This is a genomic window from Bacilli bacterium, assembly GCA_036381315.1.
Classification (GTDB): domain Bacteria; phylum Bacillota; class Bacilli; order Paenibacillales; family KCTC-25726; genus DASVDB01.
The window spans coordinates 1-15,316 of the sequence record DASVDB010000165.1; the positions used below are offsets into that span (position 1 = coordinate 1).

The window sequence follows — 15,316 nt, forward strand, 5'->3', positions numbered from 1 at the left end:
AATGAACGCCTTCCTCCCCGATATTGTAAACCTCGACGCCATCGATTAGGGTATGGTTGGCATTGTCCAGCATAATCCCTTTTTTCGCATCGGTGATTTTAATATTCTTCACGATCCAGTAATCGCCGGTGATGTGCAGGGCATACCCGCTGCTGATCGTGCCTCCGTCAACGACAGCCGGATTGGCGCTGTCGGTTTGCAGTGTGATTGGGCTTGACGAAGTCCCGTCCGCCGACGCGGTGAATGTACCGTTAAACGTTACTCCGGCGGAAAGATTGATCACGTCGCCGGGCTGGGCACCGGACAGCGCGTTCTGCAGACAAGAGACAGTGCCGCATGTTGTCGTCGCCGCTTGAGTTCGGTTGGGGGCAAGCAACAGCATAGCCGCGACAATGACCATCGTCGCAGGCAACCAAAGCCATTTTGCGGCTGTTCGGTTTGCCGAAAATTGGTTTCCCATCATTCATTTCCTCCTGCGCGAAATTTTTGAAGTGATTTTGAAAGCGCTATCACTCCGTCTTATTTATATTACAAACTCAGGGCACACCCAATGGAATTTCTTTATATGTTGTGTCGTTTTTTTTGTATTTCCGCGCCGTATGGGAAATCCTTCATGCACAGTCTCTCGTCTTCGGCCGATTTGCGTGAACACTTGACAATTCGGATTTTAACAGATGTATGCCATGCTCCTACCATTTACGTTCGCAATCACTGGAAATAAGGCCAAGCTTTATCATGTGTAAACTTACTCTATTGATAGCGTTGCGGTTTTATGCCAGTTTTCCGTTGAAGTTTTTTTCGCTTTCCAACCGCGCCAAGCCATCCTGACGTAAAACAAACCGTTCCGTTCCCCGATCGGTGGCGATGCCGAGCTGCGTTTCGCCTCCGGGTAGTGTCGACACCCGTAAAACAGGCGGTTTTACACCGTTTTGGTAAACGGCGATAAATTGCGTTTTTTTTCCGTGCCCCCGGAGCAGCAACCCGCCCATCATGCAGGTCGGATCGTCAGCCGTACCCGGCGAACGAATCTGATATGCGGTCGTGCCTGGAAATAGTAGCGTCGAGACAGTGACCGACCCGGTCCGTACATGGTCGTGCGAATCGCCCCGTTCGCGCCCTTCCTTTGGCGGGGGGCCAACCCGCACCGTCAGATCGTATTGCTCGAATTTCCTTCCACAGGTTCTTTGCGATACTGCGCTGATGAATGAATATGGGGCTTCTTTTCCAGGCGGCTCCCCGCATGCCCGCCATGTCTCTATTTGTCGGACCTTCTCCCATTTCTCCCCGGCATCCGGCAGCCAATGCAGAAACCAGTCAACCGGCGAAAGCTCCCGCTCCGCTTCAACCGTAAACCAGTCGAGCAGCCACTGATCGTTCAGCCAAAGATGGCGGCTCATCACGCAGCCCTCATAGGCTTGATCCGATTCGGCCCAAACGTATGTGTAATCGGAGGCTGCCGCGAATTTTCGGCATTTTCCTTCATGCGGCCGCTGATCGAGCCACTCCACCGCCACGGTATTGTGGCTCGGAGTGGAAGCATACCAGTTGTGTCTCATAGCGGAGCCGTACGGCACCATGCCTCTCTCCGGTGCGAAGACGCCCGCCGCATGGTTCAGCACCAGATTCAATTTGTCGTAATGGCCGTGCGATCCGCCGTGTGGTCCGAAATCGATGATAAACGACAGCGGATTTCCGGAGCGTTTGCCTATGGCAAAGCCGGATTCGGCCAGCCATCTCGATGCCGTTTCGCCCGTTTCCGCGGTTTCCCGCAGCGGCCACTCCCCTTCCGCAAACACCGCCGCTTCCAACCCGTTTCTTTGCCTTTTTCCATATAATTGCCGATACGCTTCTTCAAGGATGGGCACAAACGCCCCATCCCGATAACGGGCCAGCCCGATTTCGAAAACCTCGGCGATTTCCCGCGCGTACGGAACGCGTCTGTACGGACCGTCATGCAGCGCCGGCAACCGTCCGTCCACGTCCGCGAGATCGGTCAATACCCGGAACATGCCACGAAGCGTCTGGCCATCCGCACCGGTCGCACCGTACAAATCCACACCGAGCCGCAATGACATTTCTGCCGCAATCAAATAAGCTCGGAGCACGAAAATGTGGTAGTAAACGCTGCCTTCAAATTCGAAATGATCAGGCTTGACCCCCACCGTCAGATGATGCCTAAATCCTCCCGGCCCTTCAATCAGGCCGGACAACTTCCCCCGCTCGTCGCGAAAGGCGTATATGCAGGATAATGCCGCGTTCAGCCAGGCGGTGTAGTTGTTCTCCGGGTTGTTTTTCTCCACGATCAGAATGTGCCTGTATCGGGTCATGCTGTCCTCCAGCATAGCGAGAAAAAGCTCAATCGCGGATCGATTCTTTTCCATTTCAATGCCTTCGTCGCGCAGGAGCAGCATCGTCCTAAGCAGGGTGCATGCCCAGATCGCCTCCGTCAGCGCTTGCTGGAACGCCCTTCCCTTCAACATCCAAGGCTCGGCCCCAGGATGAACGGGATAACGCGGATATTGCTCGGCGTAACGGACCAGTATCGTCTTCGCCAGCTCGGCATAGCGAACGTCCGCCGTAGCTGCATAAACCGCCGCCGCCCCCAGCGCGTTCCTGGCAGTTTCCTGGTGCTTAAACACCAACCAGGCGCCACGCAGCTTGTCGTCCGTCAGACGACATCCATATGGACAATGGAACACACGGGCGTCATCTTCCGCCGGGTCGTACCGCAATTCAGTATGATGCTCCGGGCAAACGTACTGGTGCCACCAGCCCCCGGGTTCCGCCGGAATGGAGACGCCGCGCGCGAAGACGTGGTCCAACTCCGTTTTCAGCTGCTCGATCGAACGCGCGCACCAGCCATAAGTCGTAATTTTATCGGCGATCCTCATCGCATGAACATTCCGCCGTTGATTTCGATCGTCTCGCCGGTCAGGTAGTCGGACATTGGCGAAACCAGGAACAGCACCGCGTTCGCCACATCTTCCGGCGTCCCTTCCCTGCCGAGGGGAATTCCTTTGACTGTGGCTTCCCTGGCCGCAGGCGGAGTAAACGTGTCGTGAAAAGCCGTCTGTCCGATAAAGCCCGGCGAAACCGCGTTTACATAAATTCCTTTGCCAGCCAGTTCTTTAGCCAAACCTTTCGTATAGGTCATCACGGCCGCTTTGGCGGCGGCGTACAGCGTCGCCCCCGGGCCGCCGCCGTTGTGGGCGGCGATGGAAGTGACGTTGACGATCTTGCCTCTCCCTTTTTCAACCATGCCGGGGGCAACCGCCTTGCACATAAATACGACGCTTTTAAAATTGACGTCCACCACTTTGTTGTAATGGTCTTCGTCCAACTCCAGGTTGCCCATCCGCTTGATCAAATGTCCGGCGTTGTTGACGAGAATATCGATTTTTTGGCCAAAGGCCCGCTCCGCTCCCAAGACCAGCGCATCGATTTGCCGCAAGTCGGCGACGTCGGCCTGGAGGACGACCGCCTGGCCTCCCGCTTGGCGGATCAACGAAGCGGTTTCTTCTCCCTGCTCGCGGTTTTTCAAGTAATTGATCACGACTTTGGCGCCGCAAGCCGCCAGCTTTAAGGCGATGCCGCGGCCGATGCCCGCGTTGGAACCGGTGACCAGCGCCAATTGTCCGGATAAATCGATGTTCATTGCTATTACCTCCCCGTTTGCTTTATTTCAGCAGATCTTCCCGCAACGGCGTGAACGTATCGATCAGGATGCTCGGCTCAAGCGCCTTGGCGCCATGCACGGCGCCACCGGGAATCGATATGGTCTCGCCCGCGCCGATCTCTGTGATTTTTCCGTCGACGGTAAACCGCATACGGCCCTTCACGCAGTAGCTGAATTGTTCGTGCAGGTGGCTGTGCTCGTAGCCCTCCGCCCCCTGCTCGAAATGAACTTCCATCATCATCAGCCGTTCGCCCGGCGGAAAAATTTTGCGTTTCACACCGGGTTCCGCCGGTTGCCACTGTCCAATGCCGCTCATGCGAACACTCCTTTCTAAACGTGGTTTAAAATGTAGTTCAAATCGGATCATCTTGTTATTGCAGCACGCTCAGATTGAGATGAAACGTGCGGTCTTGCTCGGAAAAATAAACGTTGGCGCCGAATCCCTGGTCGTCGACAAAGTAGCTGACCGAATGCCGCTCGCCTTTTCTTGCCGGAACCAGCAAGGTGACCAGCTGGTGTTTGACCGCCTTGTTCGTGGACGCTATCAAGTGCCATTGTTTCGGCAGTCCCTCGATTTCAGCCGGGTCCACGCCGACAAACTCGTCATGCTGGGAAAGCGACAGCTTTCCCGAGGAGCAATACACAAATTTCCCGTATAAATCCGCCTTTTCACCTTCGAGATAAAAGCGCTGTCCTTCCAGGCGAAACGGCCGCAGCGCGTGCAGCAGAAAATCGGCTCGGCCCGGCTGTTCCAGTTCGATCCGATCGACCACTGTGAAATAAGACCCATGAACAAAATAAATTTCTCTGACGAAGCTTTTCAGATAAGGCACATGATGCCTGTATGCGGCAGTCGCGTCAGCGCGGACATAACCATGCGGACCGCGCTGTCCGGCTTCCTCGATCACTCCTTTGGCCAATATGTTTTCCAGTTTGTTCGTTTCCGTGTACTGCCCTTTGCCGTCGATCAGCACCGTGTTGTGGGATCGGGTCTGCCGCCGCCACAATCGGTGCATGGTTGTGCCGAAGCCGATATAATATCCGCTTTTGATCAGCAGCGGCTCGCCGTACGCGTGCAGCAGGATGCCGTTCTGATCGCCGTGGCTGTGGCTGATCGAACCGTACGGACTGCTCTTCGTGAGCAGCATCACGTGATCGGCGGGCGAATCCATGCGGCGGTGCATGGCGACCCATCCGATGTCCCGAAACCATTTTACCGGTTCGATCCGCACCGGCGGCTCCGGCGGCACCTCCGGATAATCGTGGCGGTACAGCATGTCGTCAAAGCGAAAATCCCACCAGCCGCGGTTGAAAAATTTCTTCTCCGCTTCCGTGTCCCACGCCTTCGTCTGCTCGTAGTACCATTGATACATGCCGTTGCCGGTCACCCCGGCGAACTGCCGCATCAGCGCCCCCGTTTTCAGCCCCGGCCGCTCGCCCAGATTGGACTGGTCGCAGAAGCTGGCGCGGGCGGTGTCGGGGCTGTAACAATACAACGGGAAATCTCCGGTGGCCTGAAAAAAGGGACGCTTGTAAATGTCGATGCCGCAAAATTTTTTGACCAGATTGAGCGCGTCGGTCAAGTACGCCATCCCTGTCGTCCAGTACATCGGTCCTTCCGCCCAGCCGCCGTCATCGCCGCCCCACGGCGTGTACAGCCCGCAATAATATTCCAGAGTGTAATCAAGCCATTCCCTGGCCTCCGGGCGCTCGTCGAACATCGCGATACAGCATGGAACCAGCACCGACGAAAGGGAACGAACAGCATGACTGTCGTATGGAACCTGATGGATTTTCGAGCGCTCGATCACGTGAAAGGCGACCTGCTCCGTCCGGCGGAACAAAGCATCCAAAACGGCTTGCCGCTCGCTGTCCGACAGCGACCCGTACAGCCAGTCATACCCCCAAGCCAAGGCCCCGGCAATGCGAAAAGCCGCTTCATCGTTGTAATCCCTCGATGTAGTGCCCTCCGTGTCCCAACCGGCAATGTGCAGCAGCCATTTCCTGGCGCGGCTGATCAGGTTGGAATCCTCCAGAATGACGCCGGCCACGCTCAAATGCCGAACCGCGTATAACGCTTCCTGGCAATCCATGTACATTTGCCGCCACAATTGGATCACGCGCCGGCCGCCGGGATATTCCGCCGGTTCGGGGATCAATTCCCGATCGAGCCACGGTTGGACGGATTTTTCGTAAAACTCGTTCCAACCGCAGTAATCGGCATGCTCCCCGATACGTTTTCGGAACTCCGCCACTTCGCCCGCGTTCAGCCATAAACGGGGATGGCCCGGCTTGACGCCGCGGTATCGCGTTTCGCGCGAGGCGAGCGGTGTCGAGGGCAGACCTTCCGGCACGGTGAAGGAGCGAACAACGCTCCAATCGGAACGGAGCAGGCCGCCTTCCGGGGTGGGAATATCGATGGCATAGCGCCAGTAATACGTTCCCGGGGAAAATACGATGTCGGGCGTGAAAAAATTATACGCGATCCGGTCAAACACCATTGTGCCGTCGGCGGGAAACTTCTCTGAAGCGGAAACCTCCAGCACGTAAAAGGCGCGTTCCTCGTCCTCCGGCATCCAGGTAAAGCGCGGCGGATTTTCGCGAATCCGCGTTTTTTTGTCCGGCCTGTAAGGCACGGACAGCGGCGTACCGACCGGTTGTTCCAGTTGCTTCTTATTCATCTGCATCATCCTCTTCCTTTCGGTTCCAAAGTTTTGCCCGACCACAGCAGCGCCGCGGAAAGCAACAGCGCATAAACAAACAGCGTCGTCCAAGGCAGCCAGCCATAACGCCCACCATCGGCCCAATCGAACAAAAAACCGCTCAGTGAATTGCCGGCCAAGCTTCCGACAGCCAACCATACGCCACTAAAGCCGAAAAAGGTGGCAAAACACCCCTCGGGGGCGTAACGAGATATCATCGTGTTCATCGTGGGCGTGCAAATCATCTGCCCCGCCGTAAAAACGATCACGGCAGCCATCAGCGACCAAAACCCCGAAGACGCGCCCATTACAAAAAGCGCCGCACCGAGGAGCGCAACGCCCATTGCGAGAATGTGCGCCGGCTTGAAGCAACGATCCAGCCAATGAATTGCCGGAAGCTGGCATAACACCATAAATGCCGCCCCGCTCATATACAGATAAGAAACCGCCGAGGGATCGCTCAACACCGTCTGCGCCCGGATCGGCACCACCAAATACAGTTGTCCCCATAACGCCCACATACCGGACATTAACAAATTGAATACGACAAAACGCTTGTTCCGCGCCGCTAATAAAAACAAATTTCGGAATGGCGCCCCGTTTTCCCCATTCCCTTTTAAAGAAGGAATCAGGAACCATGTGGTAACGAACGATAGGGTGAACATTGCCGCCGCGGACAGGCAGACCAGGCGAAAGTCGGTTTTCAGCAAAAACATGCCGATGACCGGACCGATTATAAAACCAATATTGCTGAGCGTTTCCCGAATCGCGTAAATTCGGTTTTTGATGCGCGCGTCGGATAAGCGGGCATACGCGGCGTAGCTGGCCGGATGAAACATAGCGCCGCCTAGTCCGGATACGATCGCCGCCAACACAAAACCCACAGGGTGAACAACCGTGGCGTATAGGTAGTATCCCGCCACGCGAGTGGCTACGCCGAGCATGATCGCGCGCCTGTATCCCATTCGGTCAGCCAGCATGCCCAGAAACAATTTCATCCCGTTCTGGACGACGCCGCTTACGGCCAGAACCGATCCCGACAAAGCCGCGCTCCATCCCAACTCCTGGATAAAATGATAGCCGAGCAGCGGCACCAGCATGAAATAACCGACCGCCATCAGGAGCGTATCCGCATACATGCTCAACAAACTGAAACTGAAATAACCCCTGTTGACTGTTGCATTCATAGGTCCCATATGTTTGATTGTAGCATCTGGGACCGAAACGCACAGGGGCTTTTTTTTAGGTTGTATTGTGCATTTTTGGGCTGCAAAAGCATGATTATTTCTTCGGCAATTTCATTGTCACGGTCGTACCTTCCCGGGGAACGCTATCAATGGAAAGCCCATATTGCTCACCATATACCAACTGAATACGTCGGTGTACATTAATGAGTCCGATGCCGCCTCGCTGCTGTCTTCCCACAGTCTCCTGCTCCGTCTGTTCGGCAGTGCTCGATTGCAAGCACGCGCGCAATTGCCGCAGTGCGTCCGGGGCTATGCCCAGACCATTATCTTCCACCGTGATTAGGAAGTGGTCGTCCTTAATTTGCGCATCGATTCGTATATAATGGTGGGCAGCGATTCCATCCTTAAAAGCATGTTGGAATACGTTTTCCACCAACGGCTGCAGCGTCAGCCGCACCATTTTTTCCAGCAGCAGCGCCGGAGAAACGGCGACATCGATTTCGAAATCCCGGCCGATCCGGTGCTTAAGAATAATCATGAAATTGCGCACATGATTCAATTCGTTGACCAGCGTGATTTCCTCCAGATTGGTTTGGATCGAATAACGCAACATAAAGGCCATCGCTTCGACGATTTCGGTAATTTCTTCGGAATCCTGGACGATGGCGTAACAATTGATCGTTTCCAAAGTGTTGTATAAAAAATGCGGGTTGATCTGCAACTGCAAGGCCTGCAATTCGGCCTTTTGCCGTTCGAAACGGGTTTTTTGCAAAGCCAGCTCGGATTTCTGGTTTTTTAGTTCCGCCGCATACACTTTTTCGATCATTTCGGAAAGCCGGGTGACCATCAGATTGTATCGGTGGATTAGCCCGCCGATCTCGTCAGGGCAGTCGTAACCGTCGATCCGGCTCCAGATGCCCTTCTCCGTCTCTCTCATCCCCTCTTTTAACCGGCGGATCGGACGAATGATCGAACGGCCGAAACGGTAAGCGATCCACAATGCGACACACAAGGTCATAAGTCCCACCGCCAAGGTCGTCGTCCGAATGTTTGAAATCGGTTTGCGCAACTCCTTGACAGGCAACGAGTAAACCATTTCCCACCCGAGATATTCGGAATGACGGGAAACAAACAAACGCGGCTCGTTGCCGACCGGTAGCACGAAAGAGTTGTCCTGCCCATTCAGCCTGCCGGTGATGTCTTCCCACTCCTTGTCATTCAGACTAAGCGATTTCGGCCAATAGATCGTCTCGCCACTGTCGTTTATAATAAAAAAGAAGCCGTTTTCCCCCAGATTGAGCTTCTCCCAAACATCAGCCATCTCTCTTGTTTTCACCTCAATCGCAAGAATTCCCTTCGGTTCGTAGGAAACCAATCCTCGGATTCTGCGGGCGATTGTGATCGTTTCCACGCGGGGCGGCGAAATTAGACCGCCTTTCAACACGGCGATTTTCCCGTCGGCCGGAATTCTATCCCGCAAGTATGTCAATCTCTTTACGGGATCGAACTGGGTGTGGTTCAACAGGTTCTGATCGTCCTCCACGATTGCCAAGCCGTTATCCCCGATGACATAGATCATGAAAATTTCGGGATAGCTGATAAACAATTTCTGAAAGATGGTGTTTTGAATTTTCTGGTTCAATTCGTAGTAACGGTACTCGTCGGGCGGCGTCAGATCCAAAAACTGCTTGACGTCCTTTTCCGACAGCACCGACTCGCTCGCCGATTCGTATCTTCTTAAATAAAGCTCGGTTTGCTGCACTGCGTAGTTGATAATCCTGGTCACGTAATTTTCCACTTGCGCGTCCAGCGCTTGCGACGATTTCCAATACGTGAACAGCCCCACCGTCGACAAGGAAAAGATGATAACAATCAAAAAATACACGAAAATTTGCGCGAACAGGCTCTTTCTCATAAGTCGACTCCCAGCATTTCCCGGTATTCGGAAGGCGTGTATCCCGTCATTTTTTTGAATGTCTTGGTAAAGTGGGGGTGATCCGCGTATCCGACTTCGAACGAAATGTCAGTGATTCGATTCCGGGGGTCCGCCAGCAGCTGTTTGGCGCGTTCCATGCGGCGTTTAATCCGGTATTGCACGAACGTCTCTCCCGTTGTCTGCTTGAACAACTGGCTGAAATAGGAAGCGTTCAGACCGATGTAATCGGCCACCTCTTGCAAGGATACGTCGCGGGACAAATGATCGTCGATAAAGCATTTTGCTTCTTCGAACGGATCCTTGGCCCGGCCTTTCCGCCTTTCTTTGATGCGCCGCATGATATCTTTGATATAGGCGAAAAGCTGGCCGAACAATGCGGCGTCGGAGGCAGGCTCGTCGGACCGAAACTCCGGCACGGCCGGCAACAGGTTGCGCCCGTTCAGCCGTTTGCGCAGCAGCGCGCACATTTCTTCGGTTTGCTTGATCTTGCCGGTCAAATGAAGCGCGGCGTTTTCCATTTCCGCCCGCCATTCCGCGATCAACGCGTCCGCCTCTGCTTCGTTCAGCATCCATACCGCCTGGTCCATTCGTTCGATCCATTCGTCCCATTTGGCCAACGAGACGTACGCCAACTCCGTTTTCCGCGCATGGTCCGCCAGCTTTTGCAGCGTGTCCCGTATGCCTTTTTTCGTGATCGGCTTCAAAATATAGTCTTTTACTCCGAAGGTTAAGCTTTTGCGGGCATATTCGAAATCATCGTACCCGGAAACGATCACCGTCTGAATTTGGCTGTATTTTTCCGAGACGATCCGGCACAGTTCCAGACCGTCCATCACCGGCATACGAATATCGGTCAGCAAAAAATCGGGGCGGATGCGTTCCAACTGCTCCAATGCTTCCTTGCCATTTTCGGCGGAATGAATTTCCTTCACAAACGGGCACGATTGGCCGACCAATTTCACCAATCCTTCGCGAATCATCGGTTCGTCATCCACCACAAGCACTTTATACATTGCGGAATTCCCCTTCCCCGAGCGTATTTTTGGAAGCGCTTAATTGGAGTCTATAAGAAAGAGCCTCCCCATACAATACCTACATGAGGAGGCGATGCGTCAATATTTAGCCAACGGGCCTCGTTATCTCAAAGGCGGATGGAAGTCACCATTGTTGTATTTCTCCGTCGCTTCTTTGATCAAGTCGTTTCCGCCTTTGGATTTCCACTCTTCGATAACCTTCGGCCAATCGCTAATCGGTTCCTTCCCGAATACCATTTTCATAATATGTTCGTTGATAAGCGGCGAAAATTGGTCGGAGTTAGGATTGATATCCGGGTTGTTGACCCAGGCGTCGAGTCGCGGTTCAAATTCGTATCCCGAACGGCCTTCTTTGGTCAGCGTGTTGTCGATGAAATCCATCAGTTGCCGACCCTCATCCGTTAGCTCTAACGTACCTTTGATATAGGTGTTGTCGTGCACCATCCACAGCCAGTAGTTCAAGAACTGGAACTTGTCGATCTCTTCGTTGGTCTCCGGTGCCTTGTACTGGATTTTGCCATCGACCACTTGATAATCTTTGCCCTCGATGCCGAAGGTGAAAAACTTCTCCGCTTCGTCCGACACCATCCAGTTAAAGAACTTCACGATGTCGGCCGCCTTGTCTTCCGCTTTTTTATTGATAAAGTACGCTCTCGTGGTCGGACCGTACAGGGCGTATCCGCCCTTGCCGTCCGGCCCGACGGGGGAGGGGATCAACACCGGTTCTGCTTCCGGCACGTTGTTTTTCAACTGCGCGCCCCAAACCGGCAGCTCCTGCGCGTTCATCGACCACATGCCGGCTTTGCCGGAAACGATGACGCTTTTGAAGGTGCTGCTGTTGATCGTCGGGAATTCCTTGCTGATCAACCCTTCGTCGAACATCGTTTTATACATTTGAATCGCTTTTTCCATATTTTCGACATCCAGAAATTTCGGCTGAATTTTGCCGTCGACCAATTCTAACTGGTTGTTGTAGCCCATCACGTCATACGCGCCGAACACGGTGTCCGCGTATTTGAAGTTTTCGCGCCCCGCGTAAGGTTGCTCAACGCCGAGTTTCTTGAATGCCCTCAGCACTTCCAGGAAATCGTCGATCGTTTTCGGCACTTCCAAGCCGGTTTTCTTCAGTAGATCCATTCGGATCCAGGTGGCGCGCCGCGCCGGATTGGCCAGGTATTCCGGAATCCCGTAAATCTTGCCGTCGATCGTCACCCTTTCCCAAGCTTCTTTCGGTACTTTCTTAAGCAAGTCTTGCCCATATTTTTCCAGATACGGTTTCAAGTCAAGAAATACGCCGGCTTCCACGGAACCGGCCATTTCCGGGCCGCGCGTTCCCCCGCTGCTCTGTACGACGTCAGGGATGTCGCCGGTGGCAAACATTTGCACCATTTTTTCCTCAAACTCATCATGCGGTATAAGCCGAATGTCGATATCGACATTGGTCATTTCCTCCATCTTTTTCACGTATTCGTCTTCGTTGATGTTCGGACTGTTTTCCACATATTTTTTGTTCAAGGTGCGCATCGAAATGGAAAATTTGACAGGAGGTTTGTTTGCGTCGGCATGCCCGGCGTTGCCTCCGTCGGCGGACGCCGGTTCGTTTACGCCTTCGTTCCGGTTTCCGTTTTTGGAGCACCCCATAATGATTATGCTGAACACGAACACTAAAACAAGAAGTGACACCAAACTTTTTTTCATTCTTTCCCCTCTTTTCCTAAGTTTAATTTAAGCCTTTTTCCATCTTCATTTAAAATCTATGAAAACGCTTTAACAATGGGATGTCTTTGTTTTCGTTTGTCGTTTTTTTGGCTGATCATGATTTCAACGACCCGAGCAGCATGCCCTTGGTAAAATGCTTTTGCAAAAACGGATAAATCAGCACCATTGGTATCGTGGCGACGATGATCACCGTCATCTGCACGCCCTGCGGCGAAGCGGTAGCCAACTCGGAGAACAACTGGTTGCCAGTGTCGGCCAAATTGTCATTAACCAACATTTCCCTGAGTTTGATCTGCAACGGATACAGGGAACGGTCGTTGATAAAGTAAAGTGCGTTCTTGTATGTGTTCCAGTTCGTCACGCCATAAAAAATCCCGACCGAGGCCATTACCGGTTTGGACAATGGAAGGATCAAACTCCGGATGATGCGAATTTCCCCGCAGCCGTCTATCCGGCAAGAATCAATCAACTCGTTCGGAAGCTGGGCGAAAAAGGAGCGCATCACGAACAGATTAAACGCGCTAATCGCCGTCGGAATCATCAATGCCCACAGCGTGTTCATCAATCTGATCTCCTTGATCAGGATGAATTCGGGAATGAGCGGCGCCGTAAAAATCATCGTAATCAGCACATATATCAGCACAAATTTGCGGCCGACGTACTCTTTCCGAGACAACGGATACGCAAGCGACGTCGTTGCTATCAGATTGATCAACGTTCCGAGAATCGTGATGTACACGGAAATGGCGAACGACCGCCAAATCGAGGCATCATTGAATACGTATTGGTAGTACATGAATGTGAAATCTACCGGCCAAAACAGCACGTCTCCGTTGTCGATCGCTTTCGGGCTGCTGAAGGACTGGGCGACGATATTCAATATCGGCAAAAACATGCTGAGGGCGACCGCGGACAAGAAAATATAATTACACACGACGAATATTTTTCTGGCCGTACTGTAACGTTTCAACCGATCACCTCCCTTTTTGACGAAGTATGAATCAATACAGCGACTCCCCTGTCGCCCTTCGGCTTAGTGTATTGGCCACAAAAAGCAGGAACAGTCCGACGACCGACTTGAACAAACCGATGGCCGTGGCGTAGCTATACTGCTGCATCTGCAGGCCGGCCTTGTAAATATAGGTGTCGAGAATTTCGCTGTTTTGCAGGTTCAGCGGATTTTGAAACACGTACACTCTTTCAAATCCGTAATCCATGAAATCGCCAATTTTCAACAGAAATAGTACGGTAATCACCGGCAATAGCGACGGAATGGTGATCGACAGCGTCTGCCGCCAACGGCTTGCGCCATCAATTTCGGCCACCTCGTACAGTTCCGGATTAATGCCCGCCAGTGCAGCCAAATAAATGATCGTGCCGTAACCAACGTCGCGCCAAAGACCGGAGCCGACAAGCACGCTACGGATATAAGCGTTATCCCCCAAAAAATAAATCGGTTCGAAGCCAAAAAACACAAGAATTTGATTGACGAAACCGGACGACGGCGAAAGAATGCCGATAAAAATTCCGCTGATGATCACCCAGGACAAAAAATGGGGAGCGTAAATGATCGTCTGCACCGTCCGTTTGAACACCATCAAACGCAGTTCATTCAACAGCAACGCGATGAAAATCGGCGCCGGGAAGGCGATCAGGATGTCGTAAATGCCCAGAATGATCGTGTTTTTCAAAATCCTGATGAAATCGTAGTGCGAAAACATTTTTTCGAAATTGGCGAACCCGACCCAGGGGCTGCCGGTGAACCCCTGAAAAATGTTGTATTTCTGAAAGGCAATCACAGAGCCCATCAACGGAGTGTATTTAAACACCAGAAAATAAAGGATACCTGGAATAGACAAAAGATATAACGTCTTGTATTTCTTCATATACCGGATGGTTCTCCGGAATGAACGGGTGGGCAGCCGCGGCGCGATCGTGGTCTGCACGCCCGTCTTCATGGCCGCTCTTCCTTGAGAGGGAGTACGGCTTTTATTGCCGGAAATGGTTCGGTTATCTGGTACATGCCCGGGCCTCCTTTTGGATTGTCTGATCTACGTTTATCCTAATTGATGGAGGCGGTTCCAACAATGGATTCATTTTTATCCGTCTTGTGTTTTTTTAAGTTGCTCGCATCCGGATATACGGAAACAAAAAGACCGCCTTTGTCGGGCAGCCCTATTTGGAATATCGGATATATTAGTCTTCTTACTACTAAGAGATGGCGTCCCGGCGCAAATAGCTTTGAAGCAGGCGAAATACCTCCGGCGCTATTTTGTCGAGACGGGCCGGCTTCCACTCGCGATTCAGCCACATATGCCTGCTCGAACCGCTAGACAAAAGCTCTCCTTCCGGCGCAACCCCAAACCCGCCTTCTCCGCTCTTGGCATGTTGCCCCGACTGCAATGCGGCCGCGCCCGCCGGCGCATCCGCGATTCGCCTGACCTCATAGTCGAATTGCACGCGCACCGCCGAAAAATCGGTTAAAGAAGTATAGACGGCGATAAGGTCGTCATAATGTGCCGGCTTGCGATATTTGATGCTCAAATCGACTAACGGCAAAAAGAGCCCCAAACTTTCCAACTGGTGATAAGAAGAGCCGGCGCTGCGCAGCCATTCCGTGCGTCCGGTTTCAAACCAGCCCAAATAATTCGCGTGATGAACGACGCCCATCTGGTCGGTTTCCTGATAACGGGCGCGCAATATATGTTGATGCCATATATTCTCCATATGCGGTTCTCCTTTTCATCTTGCTGTTGCCTCTCGCCGGGCGTTATACCTGTATCATAAAACATGAGGTGGCCGCAGACAAGGTGAGTTGCCGGATACAAATGTTCTGGATGTGAACGTTTTGTTGTTGATGCGGCGGAAAACGGAGCGTAATATTAATGATGCAACTCGGATCGAGACAAGGGGGAATGCAGCATGACTGAAACCGGCAAAATTGCCGTTACCGGCATCGGTACCGTAACTCCATACGGTATCGGGCTTAATACTTTTTGGGAGCATTTGATCGCCAATCACTCCGCCGTCGCCGCGATCGAGGATGAGCATTTGCGCCAATG

At 52.9% G+C, this 15,316-nt stretch carries 13 protein-coding genes; 1 reads left to right on the plus strand and 12 read right to left on the minus strand.

The annotated features are described in order from the left end of the window. From VF260_12185 to VF260_12240, 12 genes are all read right to left on the minus strand, one after another. Positions 1-463, minus strand: a 463-nt coding sequence (locus VF260_12185) for a hypothetical protein (GenBank protein HEX7057936.1), incomplete at its 3' end; no start/stop codon positions are given. A gap of 307 nt (positions 464-770) precedes the next feature. Beyond that, positions 771-2,891: a heparinase II/III family protein gene (locus VF260_12190; GenBank protein ID HEX7057937.1), complete on the minus strand. Its 2,121-nt coding sequence runs from the start codon at positions 2,889-2,891 to the stop codon at positions 771-773. Next, a complete protein-coding gene (locus VF260_12195; protein HEX7057938.1) occupies positions 2,888-3,655 on the minus strand; it encodes a glucose 1-dehydrogenase in 768 nt (255 codons plus the stop codon). Before VF260_12195 ends, VF260_12190 begins: the two co-directional genes overlap by 4 nt. Positions 3,656-3,677: 22 nt before the next feature. Continuing rightward, positions 3,678-3,992 carry a cupin domain-containing protein gene (locus tag VF260_12200; protein HEX7057939.1) on the minus strand — a complete coding sequence of 105 codons (315 nt, stop codon included), beginning with the start codon at positions 3,990-3,992 and terminating at the stop codon, positions 3,678-3,680. Between the two features lie 55 nt (positions 3,993-4,047). Then, positions 4,048-6,357, minus strand: a complete 2,310-nt coding sequence (locus VF260_12205) for a DUF4962 domain-containing protein (protein HEX7057940.1) — start codon at positions 6,355-6,357, stop codon at positions 4,048-4,050. A gap of 5 nt (positions 6,358-6,362) precedes the next feature. Continuing rightward, a complete protein-coding gene (locus tag VF260_12210) occupies positions 6,363-7,565 on the minus strand; it encodes an MFS transporter (GenBank protein ID HEX7057941.1) in 1,203 nt (400 codons plus the stop codon). A gap of 94 nt (positions 7,566-7,659) precedes the next feature. After that, a complete protein-coding gene (locus VF260_12215) occupies positions 7,660-9,480 on the minus strand; it encodes a sensor histidine kinase (GenBank protein ID HEX7057942.1) in 1,821 nt (606 codons plus the stop codon). Further along, positions 9,477-10,514: a response regulator gene (locus VF260_12220; protein HEX7057943.1), complete on the minus strand. Its 1,038-nt coding sequence runs from the start codon at positions 10,512-10,514 to the stop codon at positions 9,477-9,479. The genes VF260_12215 and VF260_12220 overlap by 4 nt, the downstream gene beginning before the upstream one ends. Positions 10,515-10,637: 123 nt before the next feature. Then, entirely contained in the window at positions 10,638-12,233 is a 1,596-nt protein-coding gene (locus VF260_12225; GenBank protein HEX7057944.1) for an extracellular solute-binding protein, read from the minus strand. A 115-nt stretch (positions 12,234-12,348) separates the two neighbouring features. After that, complete coding sequence (locus tag VF260_12230; GenBank protein HEX7057945.1) at positions 12,349-13,224, minus strand: carbohydrate ABC transporter permease; 876 nt, start codon at positions 13,222-13,224, stop codon at positions 12,349-12,351. Positions 13,225-13,255: 31 nt separating this feature from the next. Next, positions 13,256-14,212, minus strand: coding sequence for an ABC transporter permease subunit (locus VF260_12235; protein ID HEX7057946.1), 957 nt, complete (start codon positions 14,210-14,212; stop codon positions 13,256-13,258). A gap of 253 nt (positions 14,213-14,465) precedes the next feature. Beyond that, entirely contained in the window at positions 14,466-14,981 is a 516-nt protein-coding gene (locus tag VF260_12240) for a thioesterase family protein (GenBank protein ID HEX7057947.1), read from the minus strand. A 195-nt stretch (positions 14,982-15,176) separates the two neighbouring features. Between VF260_12240 and VF260_12245 the strand changes: the two genes are divergently transcribed. Then, the coding region (locus VF260_12245) for a beta-ketoacyl synthase N-terminal-like domain-containing protein (protein ID HEX7057948.1) at positions 15,177-15,316 on the plus strand (140 nt) is incomplete at its 3' end.

What these genes read in the sequence shown, in the direction of transcription:
- VF260_12190 (HEX7057937.1), bottom strand. Translation starts at nt 2,891, where the DNA reads ATGAGGATCGCCGATAAAATTACGACTTATGGCTGGTGCGCGCGTTCG.
- VF260_12195 (HEX7057938.1), bottom strand. Translation starts at nt 3,655, where the DNA reads ATGAACATCGATTTATCCGGACAATTGGCGCTGGTCACCGGTTCCAAC.
- VF260_12200 (HEX7057939.1), bottom strand. Translation starts at nt 3,992, where the DNA reads ATGAGCGGCATTGGACAGTGGCAACCGGCGGAACCCGGTGTGAAACGC.
- VF260_12205 (HEX7057940.1), bottom strand. Translation starts at nt 6,357, where the DNA reads ATGAATAAGAAGCAACTGGAACAACCGGTCGGTACGCCGCTGTCCGTG.
- VF260_12210 (HEX7057941.1), bottom strand. Translation starts at nt 7,565, where the DNA reads ATGAATGCAACAGTCAACAGGGGTTATTTCAGTTTCAGTTTGTTGAGC.
- VF260_12215 (HEX7057942.1), bottom strand. Translation starts at nt 9,480, where the DNA reads ATGAGAAAGAGCCTGTTCGCGCAAATTTTCGTGTATTTTTTGATTGTT.
- VF260_12220 (HEX7057943.1), bottom strand. Translation starts at nt 10,514, where the DNA reads ATGTATAAAGTGCTTGTGGTGGATGACGAACCGATGATTCGCGAAGGA.
- VF260_12225 (HEX7057944.1), bottom strand. Translation starts at nt 12,233, where the DNA reads ATGAAAAAAAGTTTGGTGTCACTTCTTGTTTTAGTGTTCGTGTTCAGC.
- VF260_12235 (HEX7057946.1), bottom strand. Translation starts at nt 14,212, where the DNA reads ATGAAGACGGGCGTGCAGACCACGATCGCGCCGCGGCTGCCCACCCGT.
- VF260_12240 (HEX7057947.1), bottom strand. Translation starts at nt 14,981, where the DNA reads ATGGAGAATATATGGCATCAACATATATTGCGCGCCCGTTATCAGGAA.